Source organism: Actinokineospora sp. UV203 (assembly GCF_056323665.1).
In genome coordinates this window covers 3729491-3751120 of sequence record NZ_CM150484.1, presented here as the reverse complement: position 1 = coordinate 3751120, position 21630 = coordinate 3729491, and the positions used below count along the sequence as shown (strand labels likewise).

General features: G+C 69.5%; 22 protein-coding genes. 6 read left to right on the top strand and 16 right to left on the bottom strand.

Annotation, left to right across the window (positions count from 1 at the left end; translation table 11 throughout):
* Nucleotides 1-126 precede the first annotated feature (126 nt).
* Nucleotides 127-1125 (top strand): endonuclease/exonuclease/phosphatase family protein, encoded by a 999-nt coding sequence (locus ACUZ2Y_RS17715; protein ID WP_476320208.1) that lies wholly within the window; start codon nt 127-129, stop codon nt 1123-1125.
* On the opposite strand, the gene ACUZ2Y_RS17710 is transcribed toward ACUZ2Y_RS17715, so the two are convergent.
* The 4 genes from ACUZ2Y_RS17710 to ACUZ2Y_RS17695 are packed head-to-tail and all read right to left on the bottom strand — an operon-like array spanning nt 1086 to nt 4505.
* A complete protein-coding gene (locus tag ACUZ2Y_RS17710; RefSeq protein ID WP_476331900.1) occupies nt 1086-1877 on the bottom strand; it encodes an SIR2 family NAD-dependent protein deacylase in 792 nt (263 codons plus the stop codon). The two genes, ACUZ2Y_RS17715 and ACUZ2Y_RS17710, sit on opposite strands and share 40 nt — an antisense overlap.
* Before the next feature lie 50 nt (nt 1878-1927).
* Nucleotides 1928-2242, bottom strand: coding sequence for an antibiotic biosynthesis monooxygenase family protein (locus ACUZ2Y_RS17705; protein ID WP_476320206.1), 315 nt, complete (start codon nt 2240-2242; stop codon nt 1928-1930).
* The gene (locus tag ACUZ2Y_RS17700) at nt 2233-3027 is read right to left on the bottom strand and encodes an alpha/beta fold hydrolase (protein WP_476320203.1); all 795 of its coding nucleotides are present in this window, start codon (nt 3025-3027) and stop codon (nt 2233-2235) included. Before ACUZ2Y_RS17700 ends, ACUZ2Y_RS17705 begins: the two co-directional genes overlap by 10 nt.
* A gap of 11 nt (nt 3028-3038) precedes the next feature.
* On the bottom strand, nt 3039-4505 hold the full coding sequence (locus ACUZ2Y_RS17695) for a M1 family metallopeptidase (protein WP_476320201.1): 1467 nt from the start codon (nt 4503-4505) through the stop codon (nt 3039-3041).
* A gap of 65 nt (nt 4506-4570) precedes the next feature.
* Here ACUZ2Y_RS17695 and ACUZ2Y_RS17690 point away from each other — a divergent pair, with 65 nt between their 5' ends.
* The gene (locus tag ACUZ2Y_RS17690; RefSeq protein WP_476320199.1) at nt 4571-5314 is read left to right on the top strand and encodes an alpha/beta fold hydrolase; all 744 of its coding nucleotides are present in this window, start codon (nt 4571-4573) and stop codon (nt 5312-5314) included.
* Here the strand turns inward: ACUZ2Y_RS17690 and ACUZ2Y_RS17685 are convergent.
* From ACUZ2Y_RS17685 to ACUZ2Y_RS17670, 4 genes are read right to left on the bottom strand one after another with little or no spacing between them, the layout of a single operon-like run.
* Nucleotides 5311-5823, bottom strand: coding sequence for a 2'-5' RNA ligase family protein (locus ACUZ2Y_RS17685; RefSeq protein WP_476320197.1), 513 nt, complete (start codon nt 5821-5823; stop codon nt 5311-5313). The genes ACUZ2Y_RS17690 and ACUZ2Y_RS17685 overlap by 4 nt on opposite strands.
* A 17-nt stretch (nt 5824-5840) precedes the next feature.
* Nucleotides 5841-6851: a peptidoglycan recognition protein family protein gene (locus ACUZ2Y_RS17680; RefSeq protein WP_476320195.1), complete on the bottom strand. Its 1011-nt coding sequence runs from the start codon at nt 6849-6851 to the stop codon at nt 5841-5843.
* Nucleotides 6852-6867: 16 nt separating this feature from the next.
* Nucleotides 6868-7737, bottom strand: coding sequence for an HhH-GPD family protein (locus tag ACUZ2Y_RS17675; RefSeq protein ID WP_476320193.1), 870 nt, complete (start codon nt 7735-7737; stop codon nt 6868-6870).
* A 12-nt stretch (nt 7738-7749) separates the two neighbouring features.
* On the bottom strand, nt 7750-8241 hold the full coding sequence (locus ACUZ2Y_RS17670; protein WP_476320191.1) for a beta-class carbonic anhydrase: 492 nt from the start codon (nt 8239-8241) through the stop codon (nt 7750-7752).
* A 176-nt stretch (nt 8242-8417) separates the two neighbouring features.
* On the opposite strand from ACUZ2Y_RS17670, the gene ACUZ2Y_RS17665 reads away from it, so the two are divergent.
* On the top strand, nt 8418-9098 hold the full coding sequence (locus ACUZ2Y_RS17665; protein ID WP_476320189.1) for a hypothetical protein: 681 nt from the start codon (nt 8418-8420) through the stop codon (nt 9096-9098).
* Nucleotides 9099-9143: 45 nt separating this feature from the next.
* Here the strand turns inward: ACUZ2Y_RS17665 and ACUZ2Y_RS17660 are convergent, their stop codons facing one another.
* Nucleotides 9144-10244 (bottom strand): LacI family DNA-binding transcriptional regulator, encoded by a 1101-nt coding sequence (locus ACUZ2Y_RS17660; protein WP_476320187.1) that lies wholly within the window; start codon nt 10242-10244, stop codon nt 9144-9146.
* Between the two features lie 169 nt (nt 10245-10413).
* On the opposite strand from ACUZ2Y_RS17660, the gene ACUZ2Y_RS17655 reads away from it, so the two are divergent.
* The 3 genes from ACUZ2Y_RS17655 to ACUZ2Y_RS17645 all read left to right on the top strand — a co-directional run bounded on the left by ACUZ2Y_RS17655 (nt 10414) and on the right by ACUZ2Y_RS17645 (nt 13078).
* Complete coding sequence (locus ACUZ2Y_RS17655) at nt 10414-11385, top strand: metal ABC transporter solute-binding protein, Zn/Mn family (RefSeq protein WP_476320184.1); 972 nt, start codon at nt 10414-10416, stop codon at nt 11383-11385.
* A gap of 65 nt (nt 11386-11450) precedes the next feature.
* Nucleotides 11451-12239: a metal ABC transporter ATP-binding protein gene (locus tag ACUZ2Y_RS17650; RefSeq protein WP_476331898.1), complete on the top strand. Its 789-nt coding sequence runs from the start codon at nt 11451-11453 to the stop codon at nt 12237-12239.
* On the top strand, nt 12239-13078 hold the full coding sequence (locus tag ACUZ2Y_RS17645) for a metal ABC transporter permease (RefSeq protein ID WP_476320182.1): 840 nt from the start codon (nt 12239-12241) through the stop codon (nt 13076-13078). Before ACUZ2Y_RS17650 ends, ACUZ2Y_RS17645 begins: the two co-directional genes overlap by 1 nt.
* Here ACUZ2Y_RS17645 and ACUZ2Y_RS17640 read toward each other — a convergent pair.
* From ACUZ2Y_RS17640 to ACUZ2Y_RS17610, 7 genes are all read right to left on the bottom strand, one after another.
* On the bottom strand, nt 13067-14245 hold the full coding sequence (locus ACUZ2Y_RS17640) for a DUF445 domain-containing protein (RefSeq protein WP_476320180.1): 1179 nt from the start codon (nt 14243-14245) through the stop codon (nt 13067-13069). The two genes, ACUZ2Y_RS17645 and ACUZ2Y_RS17640, sit on opposite strands and share 12 nt — an antisense overlap.
* Before the next feature lie 75 nt (nt 14246-14320).
* Nucleotides 14321-15547 carry a DUF445 domain-containing protein gene (locus ACUZ2Y_RS17635; protein ID WP_476320178.1) on the bottom strand — a complete coding sequence of 409 codons (1227 nt, stop codon included), beginning with the start codon at nt 15545-15547 and terminating at the stop codon, nt 14321-14323.
* A gap of 440 nt (nt 15548-15987) precedes the next feature.
* Nucleotides 15988-17421, bottom strand: coding sequence for an MBOAT family O-acyltransferase (locus ACUZ2Y_RS17630; protein WP_476320175.1), 1434 nt, complete (start codon nt 17419-17421; stop codon nt 15988-15990).
* Between the two features lie 118 nt (nt 17422-17539).
* Nucleotides 17540-18493 (bottom strand): 23S rRNA (guanosine(2251)-2'-O)-methyltransferase RlmB, encoded by a 954-nt coding sequence (gene rlmB / locus ACUZ2Y_RS17625; protein ID WP_476320173.1) that lies wholly within the window; start codon nt 18491-18493, stop codon nt 17540-17542.
* Nucleotide 18494: 1 nt separating this feature from the next.
* Nucleotides 18495-19883 carry a cysteine--tRNA ligase gene (gene cysS, locus ACUZ2Y_RS17620; protein WP_476320170.1) on the bottom strand — a complete coding sequence of 463 codons (1389 nt, stop codon included), beginning with the start codon at nt 19881-19883 and terminating at the stop codon, nt 18495-18497.
* Between the two features lie 68 nt (nt 19884-19951).
* Nucleotides 19952-20644 carry an HAD family hydrolase gene (locus ACUZ2Y_RS17615; RefSeq protein WP_476320168.1) on the bottom strand — a complete coding sequence of 231 codons (693 nt, stop codon included), beginning with the start codon at nt 20642-20644 and terminating at the stop codon, nt 19952-19954.
* 64 nt (nt 20645-20708) lie between these two features.
* The gene (locus ACUZ2Y_RS17610) at nt 20709-21572 is read right to left on the bottom strand and encodes a DUF427 domain-containing protein (RefSeq protein ID WP_476320165.1); all 864 of its coding nucleotides are present in this window, start codon (nt 21570-21572) and stop codon (nt 20709-20711) included.
* Between the last annotated feature and the right edge of the window lie 58 nt (nt 21573-21630).

The window sequence follows — 21630 nt, the reverse complement described above, 5'->3', positions numbered from 1 at the left end:
AGACCGCGCACAGCACGCTGTCAAACCGGTCGGACGGGTGACAGCACCGGACACGGTGAACGAGTTGCCGGTGGGTATCGGCCCGGTGCGGGATCATGGAGGGATGGGACTCGAAAGTGGACGGCCGTGACCTGGGGGCTCGACGACGCCATGAAGGAGCCGAGGGAGCCCCCCGCCCGGCGCAAACGGTGGGTCACGGCGGTTCTCGCGCTGTTCGTGCTGACGCTGCTGGGCCTGTGCGTGCTCCGGTTGGGCGGGTTCGACGTCAACCGGTTCACGACGGCGGGGATCGCACTCACGCCGTACCTGGCCGCGGCCGGGGTGCTGCTGGCCTTCCTCTCCCTGGCCCTGCGGCGAAGGCTCCTCACCTTCACCGCCCTGGTGCTGGCGATCTCCCTGGGCGTCGTGCTGATCCCCCGCTACCTCGCCGACGGTGAGCCGCTGCCCGTCGGCCAGCGGGTGCGGGTGATGACGGTGAACCTCCTGATGGGCAAAGCCGACGCGCCGACCGTCGTCAGACTGGCCCGCGACGCCAAAGTGGACGTGCTCGTCCTGCAGGAACTGACCCCTCAGGCGCTCAACGCCCTCGATTCGGCGGGTCTGCCCGGGCTGCTGCCACACCGGATCGCCCAGCCCGCGGGCGGCGCTTCGGGGTCCGCGATCCTGGCGAAGGTGCCGCTACGGCAGATCGTGCTCGTCCAGGGAAGCTTCCACGACCAGCCCGCGGCTGTCGTGGACCTCTCGGGCAACACCGACATCGAGATCGTGGCGGTTCACACGTACCCGCCGGTCCTCAACGAGGAAGGCCGACGTCGCTGGCAGGCGGATCTGGCGGCGCTGCCGTCCTCGGACTCGAATGGCCGCCCTCGCGTCCTGGCGGGCGACTTCAACGCGACCCTGGACCACAAGGCGCTGCACGGGGTGATGGATCGGGGCTACTGGGACAGTGCCGAGGTCGTGGGGGAGGGGCTGCGGCCGACGTGGTCGCAGTTCCCGTACGGGCCGCCGGTGGCTATCGACCACGTGCTGGTCGATCGGCGGTTGGGGGTGGCCGAAGTGAAGGTCTACGACCTGCCCGGCAGTGATCACAACGCGCTGGTGGCCGAGGTCGCGCTGCCTCGGTGACCGTCAGCCAGCCGGGACTGGATCTCGCCCAATGCCTCCGCCGCGGGCATCGGCAGCGAGATCCCCCGCCCGTGTCGGACCTCCGGCTCCCGAGGATTGATCCGGATCAACGCCCCCGTCGCCGCGCTGGCGAGTTCCGCCTGCCTGCGCACCGTGGGAATCGCGTTGCCCGCGCCGATCTCCACCACCACCAGCCGCTTCCCATGCAGGCCGCGTCGCCAGCTCGCGAGCGCGTCCAGGTCTCGCCGGCTGCGGTCGGGAACCCAGGTGTAATCACCGAACATCAGGATGTTCGGCCGGGCGAGGGCGCCGCAGCTCGGGCATTCGGGCAGTGGCCCGGTGGCTCGCATCGTCTCGGGGTCGACTTCGATGTCGATGTCGTCGGCGGGCCAGACGGCCGACCGGCACGGGAGCGAGCACTGCAGGTGGTGGATCGACCCGTGGACCTCGGCCACCTCGGTGAACCCGGCTTTCTGGAACTGGCCGTCCACGTTGGAGGTGAAGGCCCAGGCTCCCCAACCCCGCAGGATGTCGAATCCGCTGTGCGGGACGGTGGCGCGGTAAAGCGCCAGGCGGTGGCCGTAGAAGCCCCACGCGAGCTCCGGGTCGCTGCCGAAGTGGACCGGGTCGGCCATCTCGACGAAGCTCAGCCCGAGCCGCTGGTACGGCGGGTACGCCCGCCAGAACCCCTCGTCACCACGGAAGTCGGGCAGGCCGGAGTCGACCCCCATGCCGGCGCCCGCGCACACCATGACGGCTTCCGCGCCCGCGACCAGCTCAGCGGCCTGGTCTAACGCCGCCCTCACTCGCCCGCGCGCGGACCCGCGCTCTGCACCACCTCGAACTCCAGCAGGCTGGCGCCCGTCGACACCGGCTTCGCCCGCTCACCGGCGTGCGCCTGCCGGGACGAGCCGTTCGCCCAGGCCTGGAAGTGCTCCTCGGTCTCCCACCGGGTGTAGACGAAATACCGCGTCTCACCCGAAGTCGGGCGCAGCAGCTCGAACCCGAGGAACCCGGGCTCACCCTCCACCGCCCCGAGCCGCGCGGCGAAGCGCTTCTCCAGCTCGGGCCCAGCGCCCTCAGGAACCTCAATCGCGTTGATCTTCACTACAGCCATGCCCCAAGCCTAACCGTGCCGGCGAACGTCCGAATCGCGTCGTTGAACCGCTCCGGCTGCTCGATGTTGCACAGGTGGCCTGCCGTCGGGATGACAACCAGGCGGCCGTGGCGGATCGGGGCGGCGAGTGCGGCGCCGACGGTGTCGGCCGGGGCCCGCTTGTCGTCGTCGCCGTAGAGCAGGAGCACTGGCACGTCGATCGTCGGGAGTACCGGGCGGAGGTCGGCCTCGGCGACCGCGTGGGCCATGGTTCGGAAGCCGCCCGGGTGGAAATCGGACATCATCGCCGATACCTCGTCGGCGTGGGTGTCGCTGGTCAGCAGGCCCGGCAGCCAGTCGGGCACGAAGTCCTCCGGTGCCATTTCGGATTGGGCAAGGCATGACGCCAGCCGCTCGGCGCACACCTCCGGCGGCAGGGACCCTGCCCAACCGGCGTACGCGCTCGCCAGGACGAGCCCGGAAGCGACACCCGGGTGCCTGCGCTGGAACTCGATGGCCAGGGCTCCGCCCCAGGACAGGCCGCCGATCACCGGGTCGGCCAGTTCCAGCGAGGTGATCACCGCCGCCAGGCAGTCGGCGTACTCGGCGAACCGCCAGGTCGAGGGTGGGTCGGCTGACTGGCCGCAGCCGGGAGCGTCCCAGGCGACGACGGTGAAGTCGTCCCGCAGCCCGTCGAGTTGTCGTCGCCACAACCGGCTGTCCTGCAGGATCCCGTGGAGCAGCACGAGCGGCGGACCCGTGCCCGCCACCTCGACCGCGACACCGTTGACCACGACGTAATCCATACCGACCGAATCTACTTGCGGAGGCTGCCCGGGTAGAGGAACTCGTCGGCGGGCTGGCTCGCCGAGCGGAACCAGGCGTCGAAGAACGCCGTCAGGTCTTGGCCGGAGACCTCGCCCGCCAGCTTCTCGAAGTCGGGCCAGCCGGCGTTGCTGTCCTTGTGCTTGGCGATCCAGTCCTTGAGCAGCCGGTCGAACGCCGGGTCGCCGATCTGCCTGCGCAGCGCGTGCAGCGCGAGTTGGCCCTTGTCGTAGACGGCGGTGAACTCGTTGCCCGCGCCCATGTCGTAGAGCTTGCGGTTCCAGTAGCGCTCACGGTCGTGGTTGCGCGCGACCTGCGTGCGGTACCGGTCGTCGAGGTTCGCCTGGTCCTTGGCCTCCGCCCACATCCACTGCGCGTACGAGGCGAAGCACTCGTTGAGGCAGATATCGGCCCACGTCTTCACCGACACGGCGTTGCCGAACCACTGGTGGGCCTGCTCGTGGACCACGACCTCCAGCTCCGCCCACTTCGCGTAGACGGGCCTGCCCTGGGTCTCCAGCGAGAAGCCGATGTTCTCGTTGAGGTAGATCCCGCCCGCCGCGCTCTGCGGGTACGCGCCGAACTTGGCGCTCAGGAAGTCCAAGACTTCGGGCATCCGCGCCTGGACCGCCTTCTTGTCCTCGGTCCCGGGCGCGTACGCGTTGACCACCGGCGTCCCGCTCGCCAGCGTGGACCGCTCGAAGGTCCACTTGTCGATGCCGATCGTGGTCAGGTACGTGGCCAGCCGGTTCGGCTCGACCCACGTGAAGGTCGTCCAGCCGCTCGCGGCGACCGGGGGCTCCTCGCGGCCGTTGGAGATCACGCTCCACCCATCGGGCACCCGCGCGGACAGCCGGAACGTGGCCTTGTCGCTCGGGTGGTCATTGACCGGGAACCAGTGGCTCGCCGCGTGCGGCTCACCGGCCGCGAACGCGCCGCCGGATTGGGAGATCTGCCAGCCACCGGCGCCGAGGCCTTTGTCCTCGCTCGGCTGCGGCTCGCCCTGGTAGCGGACCCGGGTGGCGAACTTCGCGCCCTTGGCGACCTCGGCCGCCGGGGTGACCACCAGCTCGTGCTTGCCCTCGCGCTCGAACTTGGCGGGCTTGCCGTCGACCTCGACCGCCGACACCTCGAACCCGAGCAGGTCCAGGTTGAACGTCGACAGCGCGTCCGACGCGGTCGAGGTGACCACCGTGTCGCCGTCGAGCACCTTCGTCGCCGGGTCGTAGCTCAGCGACACCGCGTACCCCTCGACGTCGTAGCCGCCGTTGCCGTCGTTCGGGTAGTACGGGTCGCCGATGCCGTCGGCCGACGGCGGCGCCACCTGGGCCGAGCCGAGGGGTGACGACGGCGCGGGCGAACTCGGTTCGGGCGCGTTCGTGCAGGCGGTGAAGGCCACCGCCGCGAGCAGAACGCAGCACACGCGGACAACCGAGTACATCCAGGACACTCCAGCCATAGGGGATGAGTCCATCATGGCGGGCAAGCTGTGTAGCCGGGGTTGCTTCCGGCAGACTCGGGCCCATGCTGGTCGAGTTCGGTGGTGCGGGTCAGCCGATCCTGCTGCTGCACGGTCTGATGGGCCGGGCGAGCACGTGGTGGCCGGTGGCGCGGTGGCTGACCGCGTACGGCCGGGTCGTCGGCGTCGACGCCCGCAGCCACGGGCGCAACCCACATCGCGGCGGCCACTGGCGCACGCCCGATTTCGTCGGGGATGTCGCTGATGTCCTTTCCGAACTCGGCCCGTCCGTCGTGATCGGACACTCCATGGGCGGCCTGCACGCCCTCGGGGCCGCCGCCGAGCACCCCGATCTCGTCCGCGCGGTCGTCGTCGAGGACATGGCCGTCGACCTGCGCGGCCGCACCGCCGACGGCTGGCGGGCGATGTTCGACGCCTGGCCGACGCCGTTCCCGTCGCTCGGCCACGTGCACGAGTTCTTCGGCGCTCTGGGGCCGTACTTCGCGGAGTGCGTGGAGGAACGCGACGGCGGCTACCGGCTCATCGCTTCGATCGACGACCTGTTCGAGATCGCGGGCGAATGGGGCGAACGGGACTACTGGGACCTGGTTGAGAAGGTGCGGTGCCCGCTGCTGGCGATCGAGGCGGAGCACTCGATGATGCCGCCCGGCCAGCAGGCGGAGATCGCCAAGCGCGCCGACGGCAGACACCTGATCGTCGAAGGCGCAGGCCACGTCGTCCACAACGACGCCCCCGACACCTACCGTGGAGCCGTCGAGGCGTTCCTCTCTGAGGTCTTGAACCGCTAAAGCTCGACCAACACGTCGATCTCGTTGCTCGCGGTGTCCATCACGGCGATCTGTCGCGCCCGGACCCGGATCGGGGTGACCGGGAACAGGGCGTCGAATCCCGCGACCAAGTGCTCCCGCGTGACCCCGTGGACCAAGGTGCAGTGCGCCATCCACGCGCCCGGCAAGTAGTAGGCGCTCGGGTTGCGGACCCGGCCCGCGAGCACGTCGTGCACCGCCGAGTGCACCGCCAGCAGTTCGCCGTCGGTCACCGCGGCGAGCATCAGGACGTTCTCCGTCGACGAGAACGTCGACAGCGCTTCGAGCCCGATGTTCGGCACGGCCAGCATCCGCAGGTCGCTTTTCAGCGCGGCCCGGGTCTTGGCCGGGATGTCCGTGGCCATCGCCAGCGTCAGGTGCGGCGGGAACTTGCGCACCGCAGGCAGCCCGGCCGCGTCCAGCTTCGCCCACAGGTCCCGGACCTGGCCGTCGGCCTTCGGATCGAACGTCAAAACGACACCCTGCGCCATGGCCGAGATCGTGCCGGCTACCCGTCGAGCAGCGTCCGCCAGTCCTGCGTCTCGACGACCGTCCCACCCGCCGACAGCGCGCGTGCCGCCTTCGCCGCGTCGCTGTCGCCGTGCGGGTCGACCTGCCGGATCAGCAGCGGCCACGCGGCGGCGCCGATCAGGCCGCTCTCGTCGGCGACCGCGGTGGCGTAGCAGGGCTCGTTGGGCAATCCGACGCTTCGCGCGAAGCGGCTCATCGCGGCGAACGTCGACGGGCCGAAGACGCCGTCCGTCGGCACGTCGCGCTCACCTCGGTCGCGCAGCAGGTGTTGGGCGGCCAGAACGCGAGGCCCTGTGTCACCGGGTTGCAGCAGCGGCCAGCGCTCGGGCTGGGTGACCGGCACGGCGAGCCGGTCGCCGACGATCTTGCGCAGTTCCGGCAGCCGCTTATAAAGCAAATCGCCGGGGCACTGGGTGTTGGCGAAATCGCGGTGGCCGCGGATCTCGGATGGCTTGATCTTGTACTGCCGGGCGATGAACGTGACCAGGTCGACCAGCGAGTTCCACTGCGCCTCGGGCATGTCGACGGTCGTATAGGTCCCCTCGTTCTCGATGCCGATGACCTCGCTGTTGCGGTTGGCCACATGGGCGCCCCGGACGTGGTGCGCGCCGTCACGGACGATCTCGAGGCTGCGGTGCCGCCCCTCGGTCAGGTGCCCGCCCCGGCTGTTGGTGAACTGCTGGCCGGTGTCGATCCACCCGCGACTGTCCATGTGGTAGTTCTGGATGGCCCGCGACAGCTTGAAAGCCTGCTCCTTGCTCAGGTCCTCGCTGTTCTTCGTCGCCGTGTGGTGTACGACGATGTACGCGGGTGTCCGGGCGAGCACCTCGATCGACTCTTTCGGCGGGCGGGCCGCCCATTCGGCGGTCGTCCAGACCTTCGGCTTGGTGTCGTCGGCGGTGGCGGTGAACGTGGTCACGGACAGGGCGGAACCGGCCAGTCCCAGGGTCGCACCGGTTCGGCACAGGTCGCGGCGGGTGAGTGCCAACTCGACCTCCCAAGGGTCAATGTTCGCCGGGCAACGCGAACAGTCCGTCAGCGGTCTGCTCGACCAGGCAGTCGACCAACAGCGAGTCGAGGCACCGGTCTCGTTGACCACTGTCAGCCCAAACCAGGTCCAAGCGCGACTTGGCGGCGGGCTCGGCCGACCCGCGAAGCACGTCGAGGAGCAGCCCGCGCACCTGCCGGTCGGTGCCCGCGAACCGTTGCGGAGCCTTGGAAGGGCCGGTGTAGGCCGGGCGGCCCGCACGCTGCCAGGCGCAGGTGGACAGCACCGGACAATCCACACAGCGGGGTGAACGGGCCGTGCAGACGACCGCGCCCAGCTCCATCAGCGCGGCCGACGCGCGCGCCGCGGTGGCGTGGTCGGCGGGCAGCAGGGCGTCGACGTCGGCGAGGTCCCGGGTGGTCGACGGCGGCCCGGCCTCACCCGTGCCGTGGACGGAGCGGGCGACGACCCGGCGGACGTTGGTGTCGACCACCGGCGCGCGCAGGCCGTAGGCGAACGCGGCCACCGCGCGGGCGGTGTAGGCGCCGATGCCGGGCAGCGCGAGCAGGGTGTCCACATCGGCGGGCACCACGTCGCCGTGCTCGGCGGCGATCACCCCGGCCGCGGCGTGCAGCCGCAGCGCCCGGCGGGGGTAGCCGAGCTTGCCCCAGGCGCGGACCACCTCGCCTTGGCTCTCTGCGGCGAGCGCGGAGGGCACGGGCCAGCGGGCCATCCAGGTCAGCCAGATCGGCTCGACCCTGGCCACGGGGGTCTGCTGCAGCATGATCTCGCTGACCAGCACGCCCCACCCGGTGGTGCCGGGGGCACGCCAGGCGAGATCGCGGGCGTTGGCGTCGAACCAGTCGACTACGGCGTGGACGTCCATCGTCCGCCGAAGTTAGTCCACCTCGGTCAGAGCGGCGTTGTTGACGTCGTAGATGAAGCCGCGCACCGCGTCCCGGTGTGGCACGAAGGGGCTGCGGCGGACCCGCTCGACGGACTGGCGCACGCTGTCCTTGACCTCGCGGAACGCCTCCACGGCCCACGGCGGGCGCAGGCCGGTGTCGGCCTCCAGGTCGTTCTTGAAGTCGTCGTCGGTGATCTGGGACAGGCCGCACAGCGTGTGCTGCATGACGATCACCTCGCGGGTGCCGAGCTTGCGCTGGCTGATCGACAGCGACCGGATCACGTCGTCGGTGACGATCCCGCCCGCGTTGCGCATGATGTGGACCTCGCCGTGCTTGAGGCCGAAGACGTCGAACACCTTGATGCGAGCGTCCATGCAGGTCACGACCGCCAAGTGCAGGCTGGGGACGGGCGTGAGGATGTTCGGGGCACCGTGGTCGGGCCCATCCAGATGGCGCTGGAGCAGGTCGTCGATGGCGGCCATGGGAAACCTCCAGGTCAGGTGGAGCGTGTGCCCAGTGATTGGAACGTCACTCCCACCCCCGAACAAGGGGGAATAGACGAATCTCACTGATAGTGGAGCCTGTCCGCTGCGACACACCCCGATCGGGTTACCGCGAATCCGTGGCGGTGGGTAGCGGCGGGATTACCGTTTTGGCGATGATCGACCCACCCGAAGCCGACTCCCGCAGCGTTTACCTGCGCAGACGAGCGCTGGCCGGCGCCGGGGCAGTGCTCGGCGTGGTCCTGCTGGTGTGGCTCATCAGTGGCCTGATCGGGTCCGACGAGGAACCGCAGGTTCAAGGGGCGGCGGCACAGGTTCCGGCCAGCGCTCCGCCGTCCACGGTGTCGAGCCCGCCCGCGTCCTCGTCGAGCGCGGCGCCGACCAGTTCCGCGGCGGAGAGCCCGGCCCCGCCGCCCGCGCCGCCCCCGGACCCGAACCAGCCGTGCCCGGACGCCGCCACCGCGGTCACCGTCGAGCTGGGTGCGCCGTCGTATCGGGTCGGACAGCGGCCGAAGCTGAGTCTCGTGGTGGTCAACTCCGGTGCCGTTCCCTGCACCCGAGACCTGGGGCATGAGCTGCGGGAGCTGCTGATCACCACGCCGGACGGGGCCACCCGGATCTGGTCGAGCAACGACTGCTACTCGCCCAAGGGCGCCGAGCCGACAATCCTGCGGCCGGGCGAGCGCAAGCAGTACGACGTGAGCTGGGCGGGCCGCACCTCGGCCCCGGGCTGCCCGTCGAAGCGGTCCGCGGTCCCGGCGGGCACCTACGCGGTGACACCCAAACTGGGCGGTCTTGTCGGACCCGTGGTCCCGCTGGTCCTCACGCCTCGCTGAACCACAAGAGACGGGGCACGTGCCCCGTCTCCTGTGGACGTTCGGTCACGGACCGAACCAGCGCTCCTCGGCGGTGCGCGGGGCGGCCGACGTCGCGCCCAGGATCAGCTCGGTCGGAAGGGTGATCTCCCGCGGGCGGGTCGGGTCGGGGGAGGCCAGCAGCAGCTTCCCGGCCGCCTTGCCCTTCTCCAGCACCGGCTGCCGGACGGTCGTCAGCCCGAGCCGCTCGCCTTCGGCGATGCCGTCGAAGCCGGTGATCGTCAGGTCCTGCGGCACCCGCAGCCCGCGCCGCTTGGCCTCGGCCAAGGCGCCGAGGGCCAGGATGTCCGAGGTGCAGATCAAGGCCGTGACGTCGCGGTCCGCGTCGAGCAGCTGCGCCGCGGCCGTGGCGCCGCTGGCGGTGCTGTGGTCGAAGCGTTCGACGACGGGGACGCGGCTCCAGTCGACACCGACCTTGGTGAAGGCCTCGGACAGGCCTGCCAGGCGGGTGCGCTGGACGTGGAAGTGCGCGGTCTTCTGCCGCTCGACCGGCGCGAAGCCGTCGTTGCGGTCGCGGGCCAGGCGCATGCAGATGACGCCGACCTTGCGGTGGCCGAGGGTGATCAGCTGCTGGGCTAGGCCCATGATCGCGCCGCGGTCGTCGATGCCGACGCGGTCGACACCGTCCACCGTGGGCTGGTCGGCCACGACGGTGGGCACCGGTCGCGACAGGACCGCCGCGAGGTGCGGGTCGTCATCCGGTACCGAGTAGACGACGAAGCCGTCGACACCCGCGCGGTGCACGGCGGCGACGTCCTCGCGTTCCGGGTTGACCGGCACGAGGTGCAGCCCCTGGCCCGCGACCTCGCAGGCCAAGGCCAGGCCCTCCAGAAAGCCCAGCGCCGCGGGGTCGCGGAAGGCATAGGAGAGGTTCTCGGTGAGCAGCAGTCCGACCGCGCCCGCCTTGCGGGTCCGCAGGGACCGGGCGACCGGGTCGGGCCCGGGATAGCCGAGCCGCCGAGCGGTCTCCAGGACTCGGCGCCGCAGCTCTGGGGAGAGCTGATCGGGCCGGTTGTAGGCATTGGACACCGTGGTGCGGGACACCCCGAGTTCCGCTGCCAGCGACGCCAGCGTCGCTGGTCGTCGCACATGCATAGACCGCGCCATGGGCTGACCGTAACGGTTCAGAACCAATTGCAGAAGTCCGGCCTCCGCGCCACCTGTGCACAGCGTCACCCGCTCGGGTGTTCAAGCGGGAATGTGGTGACGTATGCTGCGAATCGACAACGGTTTCCATTGTCGTCGTACCCACCGATAGCCCACAGGAGTGCTTCCGATGACCTTCTCTCCCTCACGGTCCGTCACGGTCGTGGCCGGGCTGGCGGCATTCGCCGTCGTGGGCGTGTCGGCCTGCTCGACGACCACCAGCCCGCCCGCCGCTGAGCAGGGCAAGGTCTCGGTGGTCACCTCGACCGAGGTGTGGGCGAGCGTCGTGCGGGCCGTGGGCGGCGACCTGGTGTCGGTGCGGTCGATCATCAGCGGCAGCACGGGCGACCCGCACGGCTACGAGGCCAAGCCCGCCGACGCGGCCGCCTTCCAGGGCGCCAAGCTCGCCCTGTCCAACGGCGGCGGCTACGACGACTTCTTCGCCACCCTGGCGGTCAACGCGGGCGGCGATCTGCGCAAGATCGTCGCCGTCGAGTTGGAACACAAGGACGAGCACGCGCCGTCGGAGACGAAGTCCGCCGAGGCCGCGCCCGCCGAGGGCGAGCACGACCACGCCAACGAGCACGTCTGGTACGACTTCGAGACCGTGCACGGGGTGGCCGAGAAGCTGGCCGCCGAACTGGGCGCCATCGCGCCGGAGCACAAGGACAAGTTCACCGCGAACGCCACCGCATTCGGCGGCAAGCTCAAGGAACTCGAGAAGAAGGCCGAGGCCATCGGCGCGGCCAAGCCCGGCACGAAGGTCGCCGCCACCGAGCCTGTCGCCGGCCTGCTGCTGGCCCACGCCGGCCTGGCCGACGCCACGCCAAAGGAGTTCACCGAGGCCGTCGAGGAGGAGACCGACCCGCCGGCCGCCGCCATCGCCGAGACCGAGGCACTGGTCACCGGCAAGCAGGTCGCCGCGCTGATCTACAACGAGCAGACCGAGACCCCGGTGACCAAGTCCATCAAGGACAAGGCCGCCGCCGCCGGCATCCCGATCGTGACCATGACCGAGAGCCTCCCCGAGGGCGTCACCGACTACCTTGACTGGATGACAAAGCAGGTCGACTCACTCGCGGGAGCCCTGGCGAAGGCATGACCGTAGACCGCAGCGCGCGCACGGCCACGCCGTCCTTACCGGACGGCGTGGCCAGTGTCGTCTCCATGTCCGGGGCACGACTGTCCTATGGCGACCGCGTGCTGTGGGACGGCCTCGACCTGGACGTGCGACCCGGCGAGTTCATCGCCGTCCTGGGCCCCAACGGGTCCGGGAAGACCAGTCTCATGCGGGTGCTGCTCGGGCTGCAGAAGCTTTCCAGCGGAACCGTTCGAGTCGCGGGCGCCGCCCCCGGCAAAGGCAACCGGCGCATCGGCTACATCCCGCAGCAGCGCGCGCTCGACCCGACGCTCGCGCTGCGCGGACGCGACCTCATCGGCCTCGGTCTCGACGGCCACCGCTGGGGTATCGGCTTCGCCGGCCGCGGCGAGCGGGCTCGCAAGGTCGACCACGCGCTGGCCGAGGTCGGTGCCACGGCGTTCGGCGACCGGCCGGTCGGGCTCCTCTCCGGCGGCGAACAGCAGCGGCTGCGCGTCGCCCAGGCACTGGTCAACGACCCCCGGGTGCTGCTCTGTGATGAGCCGCTCCTGTCGCTCGACCTCGCGAACCAGGCCGCCGTCAGCAGGCTGATCGACGAGCGCAGGCGGTCGGCAGGCACCGCGGTGCTGTTCGTGACCCACGAGATCAACCCGATCCTGCCGCTGGTCGACCGGGTGCTCTACCTCGTCGACGGCCGCTTCCGGGTCGGCTCGCCCGAGGAAGTCATGACGTCCCGGACGCTCACCGAGCTTTACGGCACCAAGGTCGAGGTTGTGCGCGTCGGCGGCCAGATCCACGTCATCGGCGCCCACAGCGACCTGTGCGAGGACAACCCGCACCACCACGCGGAGCACTGATGGACAAGTTCTTCGACTTCGAGCTGACCGCCCAGCTGCTCCGCTACGACTTCGTCGTCGCCGCCCTGTTCGCCGCGCTCGTGCTCGGCCTGCTCGCGGGCGTGCTCGGGCCGCTGATCGTCAGCCGGAACATGGCCTTCTCCGTGCACGGCACGAGCGAACTCGCGCTGACCGGCGGCGCGGCCGCCCTGCTGCTCGGCTGGGACACCGGCGGCGGCGCGCTGGCCGGTGCCATCGTCGCGGCGCTGGTCCTGGGTCTGCTGTCGCGCCGCAGCTCCGACTACGACTCGGTGATCGGGGTCGTGCTCGCGTTCGGGCTCGGCATCGGCGTGCTGATGCTGTGGCTCTACAAGGGGCGGTCATCGAACAAGTTCGGGCTGCTCACCGGCCAGATCGTCGGCCAGGACTTCGCCAGCCTCACGCTGCTGATCGGCTGCGCGGTCGGGGTGTTCGCGGTGCTCGCGGTGATCTACCGGCCGCTGCTCTTCGCGAGCGTCGACCCGGCGGTCGCTCAGGCTCGCGGGGTGCCGACGACGATGCTGGCGCTGGTGTTCGCGGTGCTGGTGGGTGTCGCCACGGCGTTGGGTGTGCGGACTGTTGGGTCGCTGCTGGTGTTGGCGCTGATGGTGACACCCGCGGCCGCGGCTTGTCGGGTGACGGCCAGTCCGCTGCGGGCGACGTTGCTTTCGGTGTTGTTCGCTGTTGTCTCAGCGGTGGGCGGGATCTTGCTGTCGCTGGCACCGGGGGCTCCGGTGAGCGCGTTCGTCACGGCGATCTCGTTTTTGATCTATTTGGTTTGCTGGGGAATCAGCCGCTCACGCCGCCAACTAGCCCAGTAGCAACAGCACCTGCAGCTCGCCGACCATGGCTCCGATGGCGGCGCCGACCGCGATCAGTTTCCACTCGTCCTGGCGGAACGCGGGACGCAGTAGGCCCTCGTATTCCTCGCGGGTGAGGCGGTTCATCTTTTCCGCGATGGTGTTGCCGATGTCGAGCGCCTTGCTCGCGTACGGCTCGGCCTGCAACGCGGTGTGGTCGAGATAGGTCATCGCCTTGTCGGCCGCGGCGTGCTTCATTTCCTGGAAGCGGCGCGTGCCCACAGCGACGGCGACGAACGGCTTGGCGATGCTTGCCTGCTCGTCGACGGTCTTCTGGACGATTCGCTGGATCATGGTGAGCAGCCGGTCGGACTTCGGGCCGCGCAGGACGCCGTCGATGATGTTCGGGACCGTCATGACCTCGCGGGCGACCAAGTCGCCGTATTGGCGGGCGACTTCGAGTCGGCGGCGCTGGAAGACGCCCTGGAATGGGAAGATGCCCAGGATGCGGCGCCGTTCGCGGGGGAAGAACACCAGCTTGATGGCCAGCCAGTCGGTGATCCAGCCGATGGTCGCGCCGAAGATCGGCAGGATCAGCGGCTCGCGCGTCAGCGCCCACACGAAGGTCTGCACCACGCCGAGTGCGAGGCCGAAGTAGATGCCGCAGCGGGCGATGAAGGACATCTCCGGCCGCGAGATGTCGCGGGTGAGCCGGACCAGCAGCTCCTTGTCGCGCTCCAGGGCGCTCACCGCGACCTGTTCGACGTCGAGGACCTCGCCGATGTTGGTGCGGATCTCGTGCATGATCTTGCGGACCATGACCGGCGCGCCCGCCTGGACCTGCTTGATGATCAGGTCCTGAGCCAGCACGGGCAGCATCTCCCACAGCTGCGGGTGGTAGCGCTCCATGACGTCGCGGGCGATCTCGTCGATCGTCATCAGCAGCGGGCCCTGGATCTGCCGGGCCACCTCATCCGGGTCGAGCCGGTCGGCGATCTCCTGCGGGTCGATGAGCTTGCCGGTGATCAGCTGCGCCGACGTCCGGATCATCCGTGCAGAGTTGCGCGGCACCACGCCCTGCCAGCCCAGGAACGGATCCCAGATCCCCACAAAGCGCAGGGGGCGGAACATCATCTCGATGGCGGCGCGTTTGGTGACGTAGCCGATGACCGCCGCGATGAACGGCATCGACACGTACACCGGCCAGTGGGCGGCGAAATCGTCGAGGATCAGGACGCCCTCCCTTATCTACCTGTCGGTAGATTAGTGCAGCACCAGCAGGACCTGCAGTTCACCCACGAGGAACCCGATGATCGCGCCGACCGCGATGAGCTTCCACTCGTCCTGTTTGAACGCGGGCCGCAGCAGGCCCTCGTACTGCAGCGGGGTCAGCTGCTGGATCTGCTTGATGATGGTGTTGCGGATGTCGAGGGCGTCGGTCGCGTAGGACTCGACGTGGCGCAGCGTGTCCGGGATGCGCTCGATCGCCTTGCGGGCGGCCTCGTGCTTCATCTCCTGGTACTTGCGTGAGCCCACCGCGGCCACCACGAACGGCTTCGCGATGCTGGTCTGGGTGTCGATCGCGCGCTGGACCTCGCGTTGGATCATCGCGTAGAGCCGGTCCGACTTGGGGCCGGTCAGCACGGCCTCCATGACGTTGCGGACCGTCATGATCTCCTTGGCGATCAGGTCGCCGTAGTCGTGGGCGACCTCCATCCGGCGCTTCTGGAACATGCCCTGCCAGCCGATGCCGAAGAACTTCTTCGGCTGCCGCGGGAAGAAGATCATTTTGAGGGCGAGCCAGTCGGTCAGCCAGCCGGTGAGCCCACCGAAGATCGGCATGATCCACGGGTTCTTGGTCAACGCCCAGGCGACGAGCTGGACCAGCCCGATGATGAACCCGAAGTAGATGCCGGACATCGCGATGAACCGCATCTCCGGCTGCGCGGTATCGCGAATCAGCCGGTTGAGCATGGCCTTGTCGCGCACCAGGTTGCGCACGGCCATGTCCTTGACGTCGAGCACGTCCTCGATGTTCGCCGACAGCTCCCGCATCAGCTTCTCGACAATCCGCGGCGCCTCCGCCTGCACCCGGGAGAGCACCAAGCGCTGTGCCTGTTGCGGCATCAGCTCCCACAGGTTGGGCTGGTACTGGGCGAGCAGCTCGCGGGTGATCTCGTCGACCGCGCGGGAGATCGGCTCGCGCAACTCCTCGGTGACCTTCTTCGGGTCGAGCCGGGCGAAGATCTCCTTCGGATCGATCAGGTTGGTCGTCATCAACTCCATCGCGGTGGACGCCATCCGATGCGAGTTGCGCGGGATGACCCCCTGCCAGCCGAGGTAGCCGACACCGACGAACTCCAGCGGCTTGAACATCATTTCGATGGCCGCGCGCTTGGTGATGTACCCGATGATCGCCGCGATGAACGGCATGGACACATAGATGTGCCAGTGCGCGCCGAAGTCGTCGAGAATTGCTCGCCAGTCCACAACCCCTCCGTCCATCGCGCGCGGTTGAGGATCGCACGCACCCGGAGTATCCGAACGAGTGACCGGCCCATTCTGTGCTGCGGAATGCTCACGGGGTGAGCAGAACGGATCAAGCACCCGTCGGCGCGTCCAACGTCTGTACTTGGTCGGGGCGAGCCTGCGCTCGTCCGGAGCCCGCACGCTGATCCGGTCGACCACGACGAGATCGAACCCGCAAGTCATATGGCTTGCCGAGTTCCTCGACGTGCGTCGCACCACGATCGAGGTAGTAGCGCGTGACTTCGCGAACCGCGTGTTGTTCGAACGCGCGCCGCAGTTTGCTGTCCTGCACGCGCCGAACACCGCCGGCAATCACCCCGGGTTCGGTCTCCACGGGTGCCATCCCGTCCAATTCGGCGAGGACCGGGAGCAGCGGGGGCATGTTGTCAGCTGTCGTGACCCTAGAACTGGTAGTACAAAAACGGGCTGAACGTGCCCGTGGCGACCAGGATCGTGGCCCACAGCAGGCCCGGCCCCATGACCGCCGCCCGCAGCACCGTGGCCGTGCGGCCGCGGGAGGACTCCAGCATCGGGCCGGTGACCGGCGACGCGGGCATGAAAAGGATCGCCAGGGCCACCAGCAGCACCACCAGGACCTGGTTGCCCAGTGCCGCGTCCACCTGGTCGGTGAGGCCGGAGAAGTCCGGCAGCAGCATGTGGCCGATCATGACCAGCGCCTGCCCGAGGTCGGCCGCGCGGAAGAACACCCAGCCGAACACCACCAGCGCGACCGTCAGGGCCCGGCGGCCGACGCGGCGCAGTGGGTCGGTGGGGGCGCGGTCGAGGCCGTAGCCGCGTTCGATGATCAGCAGGGCGCCGTGGAACATTCCCCACACCAGGAACGTCCAGTTCGCGCCGTGCCACAGGCCGGTGAGCACGAAGACCACGCACAGGTTCCGGTACGTCTTGGCCGCGCCGGAACGGTTGCCGCCCAAGGGGATGTAGACGTAGTCGCGGAACCAGCGCGATAGCGACATGTGCCAGCGCCGCCAGAACTCCGTGATCGTGACCGACGAGTACGGCCGGGCGAAGTTCTCCGGCAGCCGGAAGCCGAGCATCCGGCCCAGCCCGATCGCCATGTCCGAATACCCGGAGAAGTCGAAGTACAGCTGCAGCGTGTATGTGATCGCGCCCAGCCAGGCCACGGCGAAGGTCATCTGGTCGGCGGGCGTGGCGAAGCACTGCTCGACAAGCGGGCTCAGCGAATCGGCGATGATGACTTTCTTGCACAGCCCCAAGGCGAACCGCGGGAACCCGGACGCCACGTCGTCGAGCCGGTGGGTGCGCGGCTGGGGGAGCTGGTCGGCGATCTCCCGGTACCGCACGATCGGCCCGGCCACCAGCTGCGGGAACATCGCGATGTAGGTGACGAACGCGACCGGCTTGCGCAGCGCCGGGCGTTCGCCGCGGTAGATGTCGACCACGTAAGAGATGTGGTGGAACGTGTAGAACGAGATGCCGATCGGCAGCAGCAGGTGCACGACCGGGAAGTCGCCGCCGAGCAGCCGGGCGAACCCGGCCAGCTGCTCGGTCGCGAACCCCGCGTACTTCCACACCACCAGCACCGCGACGTCGAACCCGACGACACCGAAGAGCAGCCTGCGCCGCCGCTTTTGGTGGGTGTCCCCCTCATCGGGTTCGAGGTAGTGCCCGGCGGCGAAGTTGACCACCATGCAGGCGAGCAGCAGCAGCGTCGTGGGACCCGCGCCCGCCGCGTAGAACAGCAGGCTGGCCCCGGCGACGACCCCGTTGCGCCAGTGTCTGGGGGAGAGCAGGACGGCCACCAGGACCACGGGCGTGAAGAACCATAGGAACAACGGACTGGCGAACGACATCCCTTGGCCCCCTCGACCCCACGACGCCAGCGACCCTAGCCGACCGTCGGGAACCGGCAGTCGGAAGCCGGGATCCGGTGAGGGTTCTCACCTCGGTGGATCCCGGCTGCGACGTCGGTCAGACGCGGCCCGCGGCCCGACGACGGCGCGCGACCTCGGCCAGCACGACACCGGCGGCGACGGAGGCGTTGAGCGACTCCACGCCCGCCGACATCGGGATCGAGATCGTCGCGTCGCAGGCCTCCTTGACCAGGCGCGACAGGCCCCGGCCCTCGGAGCCGACGACCACGACCAGCGGCGACGTGGCCAGGTGCAGGTCGTCGAGTTCCATCGAGCCGTCGGCGTCCAACCCGATGATCATCAGGCCCTGGCTCGCCAGCGCCCGCAGCTCACGGGTGAGGTTCGTGGCGATGGCGACCGGGATCTTCGCCGCCGTGCCCGCGCTCGTGCGCCATGCGACGGCGGTGATGCCCGCGCTGCGGCGCTGCGGAAGCAGCACACCGTTCGCGCCGAACGCCGCCGCGGAGCGGATGACCGCGCCGAGGTTGCGGGGGTCGGTGACGCCGTCGAGCGCCACGATCAGCGGCGGCTCGTCGGTGGACCGCGCCGCCTCGAGCAGGTCGTCGGGGTGGGCGTACTCGAACGGCGGGACCTGCAGGCCCAGGCCCTGGTGCATCGCCATGCCGGTCAGCCGGTCGAGCTCCGGACGCGAGACCTCCAGCACCGAGATGCCCCGGTCGGCGGCCATGCGCACGGCGTCCGCGACCCGGTCGTCGGTGTCGATGCCGATCGCCACGTACAGCGCCGTCGCCGGGATCTGGGCGCGCAGGCACTCCACTACCGGGTTGCGGCCCGCCACCAGCTCGCTGGTGGGCTTGTCCTTCGACCGCTGCTCACGCTTGGCCGAGGCGTTCGCCTTGCGGTACGCGTGATGGCCGGGGCGCTCCTCGGCCTTCGGCGTCGGGCCCTTGCCCTCCAACGCCTTGCGTCGCTGACCGCCGGAGCCGACGACCGGGCCCTTCTTGGAGCCCGGCTTGCGCATCGCGCCTTGGCGTTTGGAATTGCCTGCCACGTCAGTCCTTAACTGTCCACAACGGACCGCCGGGGGTGTCCTCGACGGCGACGCCCGCGTTGAGCAGGCGGTCTCGGATCGCGTCGGCGAGGGCGAAGTCCTTGTTCGCCCGTGCTCGCTGACGCTCTTCGAGCAAGTCCTCTACCAGCGCGGCCACCGCTGAACGCAATCCGGTGTCCACAGTGGAGCTGTCGCTCCACCGCTCGGACAGCGGGTCGAGGCCGAGGACCTCGGTCATCCCACGCACCGTGGCGGCCGCCTCACGGGCGGCGTTGTCGTCGCCGTCGTCGAGCGCGGTGTTGCCGACGCGCACGGCGTTGTGCACCGCCGCGAGGGCGGCCGGAGTGGCCAGGTCGGCGTTCATCGCGGCGGCGAACTCGGCGTTCGGCTCGGCGATTCCCACGACCCCGGTGCGCTGGGTGATCTTGCGCAGGAATGATTCTACGCGCTGGTACGCGCGCACCGACTCTTCGAGCGCCGCCTCGGAGTACTCGATCATCGACCGGTAGTGCGGGCCGACCAGGTAGTAGCGCAGTTCCTGCGGCCGAACCCGGTTGATCATCTCCGGGATCGACACCACATTGCCCAGCGACTTCGACATCTTCTCGCCACTCATGGTGACCCACGCGTTGTGCATCCAGTAGCGCGAGAACCCGTCACCGGCCGCGCGCGACTGGGCCTGCTCGTTCTCGTGGTGCGGGAACACCAGGTCGATGCCACCGCCGTGGATGTCGAACTCCGGGCCCAGGTACATCGCCGCCATCGCCGAGCACTCCAGGTGCCAGCCGGGGCGGCCGCGGCCCCACGGCGACGGCCACGACGGCTCACCGGGCTTCGCGCTCTTCCACAGCGTGAAGTCGTGGTGGTCGCGCTTGCCGCGCAGCGTGGACTCGCCCTGCGTCCAGTCGTCGAGCGGTCGGCCGGACAGCTCGCCGTAGGCGGGGTACGAGGGCACCGAGAAGTAGACGTCGCCATCGGCGGCGTACGCGTGGCCTGCGTCGATCAGCCGCTGCATGAGTTCGACCATCTGGGTGATGTGCCCGGTCGCGCGCGGCTGGATCGTCGGCGGCAGGCAGCCGAGCACGCCGTAGGCCTCGTCGAAGGCCCGTTCGTGCGTCGCCGCCCACTCCCACCAGGGCCTACCCGCTTCCGCGGCCTTGTTGATGATCTTGTCTTCGATGTCGGTGACGTTGCGGACCAGCGTCACGTCGTGGCCGGTGTGGGTCAGCCAGCGGCGCAGCACGTCGAAGTTCAGGCCGCTGCGGACGTGGCCGATATGCGGGATTCCCTGGACCGTCGCCCCACACACGTAGATCGATGCGGCCCCGTCCTTCAGCGGCGTGAACTCACGCTGACCGCGGGTGGCGCTGTCGAAGATGTGCAGGGACACGGCATTCTCCTGAGGGAATCAATTCTTACCGGGGAAATGGTACGGCTATTGCGGGGGCGACCTGACGGTCAGCCCGCGATCCCGCATGTTCGCAACGCGCTGATCAGCGCGTCGGGGCGCGCCTGAGTCGGCCGCGGCTCCACCCGCTCGAACCGACAGCCGAGCGCGACGGCGGCTCCGTCGGCCTCGACGCTGTCGCCGATCATCAGCGCCCGGTCCGGTTCGACACCGAGGCGTTCGCAGGCCACCAGGAAGATCTTCGGGTCGGGCTTGACCACGCCCTCGGCGTAGGACAGGACGTATTCGTCGACCAGGTCGGCGATCCCGCGCGCCTCGAAAGCGCCGCGGACGTCCCACGCGATATTGCTGACGACCGCGACCGGGATTCCGGCGTCTTTGAGCGCGCGCAACGCGGCGGCCGTGTCCGGGTAGGGAACCCAGGAACGCGGCTCGCGAATGCGCTCGTAGAGCGTCTCGGCCACCCCCGGGCCCAGATCCAGCCCCGCCGCCCGCAACGCCGCGATATAGACGGAGCGGTGGACATTGGGGTCGAGGTCGCGCCGCTCCCAGTCGTCGCGAAACTCGGCGGGCAGATGCGCGGACGGCCCGACCGGCGCGGTCAACCCCACCAGCAACGCGTCCTGGGCGACCTCGTCGAGCGCGGCGCCGTCGTGGCCCACCAGCCCGTGCACCCACGCGGCACCCGGTTCCAGACGGAACAAGGTGCCGGAGTAATCGAGCAGCACGCCACGGATGGCCACGGCGCCCAACTTAGCCCACCGAGGTCTGCCAAAACCTGCCGGTTATCTGCCGGCCGGCCCTCGCTCAGCCGAATTCGAGCCGGTCGGGGTCGGCGGCGCTCTGCTCCTCGGGACGTGACCACGGCGTCACGGGTCGCTGTCGGGGCTGACCGTCGACGACGAGATCGGTGCGTTCGGCCCAGAAGCAGACGTAGTCCCGGACCGGTTCGGCGTCGTGCAGCGGGTCGAGATACCGCCACGCGATGTCCACGCCCGCCGGGTTCTTGCCCGCCACCGAAAAGTACGACGCGTGACCCTTGTAGGCGCAGGTCGTCCTGGTGTCGCTCGGCACCAGGAGATCCATCTCGACGTGGTCCGGCGGGAAATACCACCGCGGCGGCAGGTGGGTCTCGAGCAGCAGCTTCGGGCGGTCGCCTGCCGCCAGCATGATCCCGACGTGCGAGACCTCCACGTGCCGCGAGCTGGTCAGCACCTCGATCCGCTTGAAGGGATCGTGCGCGTGGCCGACGGTCTCCTGCTCCTCAGCCCACCACGAGTCGAAGGCGGCGAAATCGAGGACCACCATCCCGGTGAGGTCATGGTCGGCGGGAACGAACCCGACCCCGCGAAGGGTCACCCCGTCCACGACGAGGTCGACGACCGTCCCGGCGCAGGTGTGGAGTCCGAAGTCGGCCGGGCCCAGCATCGGTGGGAGCGCCGCGAGGTCAGGGGGCGGCGGTTGCGGCTCCGAGGGAACGACCTGGCCGCGGATGTCGCCGACCGGCACCGCGTAGACCGGGACCAGTCGCCGCGGTTCCCACACCAGGACGGCGGCCCAGGTGTCCACGACTACCGAGTCGGCGAGGTGGGCGCGGGTCCGGAAAGCGACGGGTTCATAGCGGAGGTCGGACACCGCCGCACCGAGATGATGCTTGATCCGCAGCGCCATGTCGGCTCCTCTCACGTCGTCCGCCCCAGTGTGCTCCCGGTCGCGAGCGATCGGGTGG

Bases quoted from the DNA above. Each gene is read 5' to 3' on its own strand.
- ACUZ2Y_RS17655 (WP_476320184.1), top strand. From the start codon at position 10,414: ATGACCTTCTCTCCCTCACGGTCCGTCACGGTCGTGGCCGGGCTGGCG.
- ACUZ2Y_RS17640 (WP_476320180.1), bottom strand. From the start codon at position 14,245: ATGCCGTTCATCGCGGCGGTCATCGGCTACGTCACCAAACGCGCCGCC.
- ACUZ2Y_RS17660 (WP_476320187.1), bottom strand. From the start codon at position 10,244: ATGGCGCGGTCTATGCATGTGCGACGACCAGCGACGCTGGCGTCGCTG.
- ACUZ2Y_RS17685 (WP_476320197.1), bottom strand. From the start codon at position 5,823: ATGGCGCAGGGTGTCGTTTTGACGTTCGATCCGAAGGCCGACGGCCAG.
- ACUZ2Y_RS17610 (WP_476320165.1), bottom strand. From the start codon at position 21,572: ATGGCGCTGCGGATCAAGCATCATCTCGGTGCGGCGGTGTCCGACCTC.
- ACUZ2Y_RS17700 (WP_476320203.1), bottom strand. From the start codon at position 3,027: ATGGATTACGTCGTGGTCAACGGTGTCGCGGTCGAGGTGGCGGGCACG.
- ACUZ2Y_RS17670 (WP_476320191.1), bottom strand. From the start codon at position 8,241: ATGGCCGCCATCGACGACCTGCTCCAGCGCCATCTGGATGGGCCCGAC.
- ACUZ2Y_RS17645 (WP_476320182.1), top strand. From the start codon at position 12,239: ATGGACAAGTTCTTCGACTTCGAGCTGACCGCCCAGCTGCTCCGCTAC.
- ACUZ2Y_RS17705 (WP_476320206.1), bottom strand. From the start codon at position 2,242: ATGGCTGTAGTGAAGATCAACGCGATTGAGGTTCCTGAGGGCGCTGGG.
- ACUZ2Y_RS17650 (WP_476331898.1), top strand. From the start codon at position 11,451: ATGTCCGGGGCACGACTGTCCTATGGCGACCGCGTGCTGTGGGACGGC.
- ACUZ2Y_RS17710 (WP_476331900.1), bottom strand. From the start codon at position 1,877: ATGGTGTGCGCGGGCGCCGGCATGGGGGTCGACTCCGGCCTGCCCGAC.
- ACUZ2Y_RS17695 (WP_476320201.1), bottom strand. From the start codon at position 4,505: ATGGCTGGAGTGTCCTGGATGTACTCGGTTGTCCGCGTGTGCTGCGTT.
- ACUZ2Y_RS17665 (WP_476320189.1), top strand. From the start codon at position 8,418: ATGATCGACCCACCCGAAGCCGACTCCCGCAGCGTTTACCTGCGCAGA.
- ACUZ2Y_RS17690 (WP_476320199.1), top strand. From the start codon at position 4,571: ATGCTGGTCGAGTTCGGTGGTGCGGGTCAGCCGATCCTGCTGCTGCAC.
- ACUZ2Y_RS17675 (WP_476320193.1), bottom strand. From the start codon at position 7,737: ATGGACGTCCACGCCGTAGTCGACTGGTTCGACGCCAACGCCCGCGAT.
- ACUZ2Y_RS17630 (WP_476320175.1), bottom strand. From the start codon at position 17,421: ATGTCGTTCGCCAGTCCGTTGTTCCTATGGTTCTTCACGCCCGTGGTC.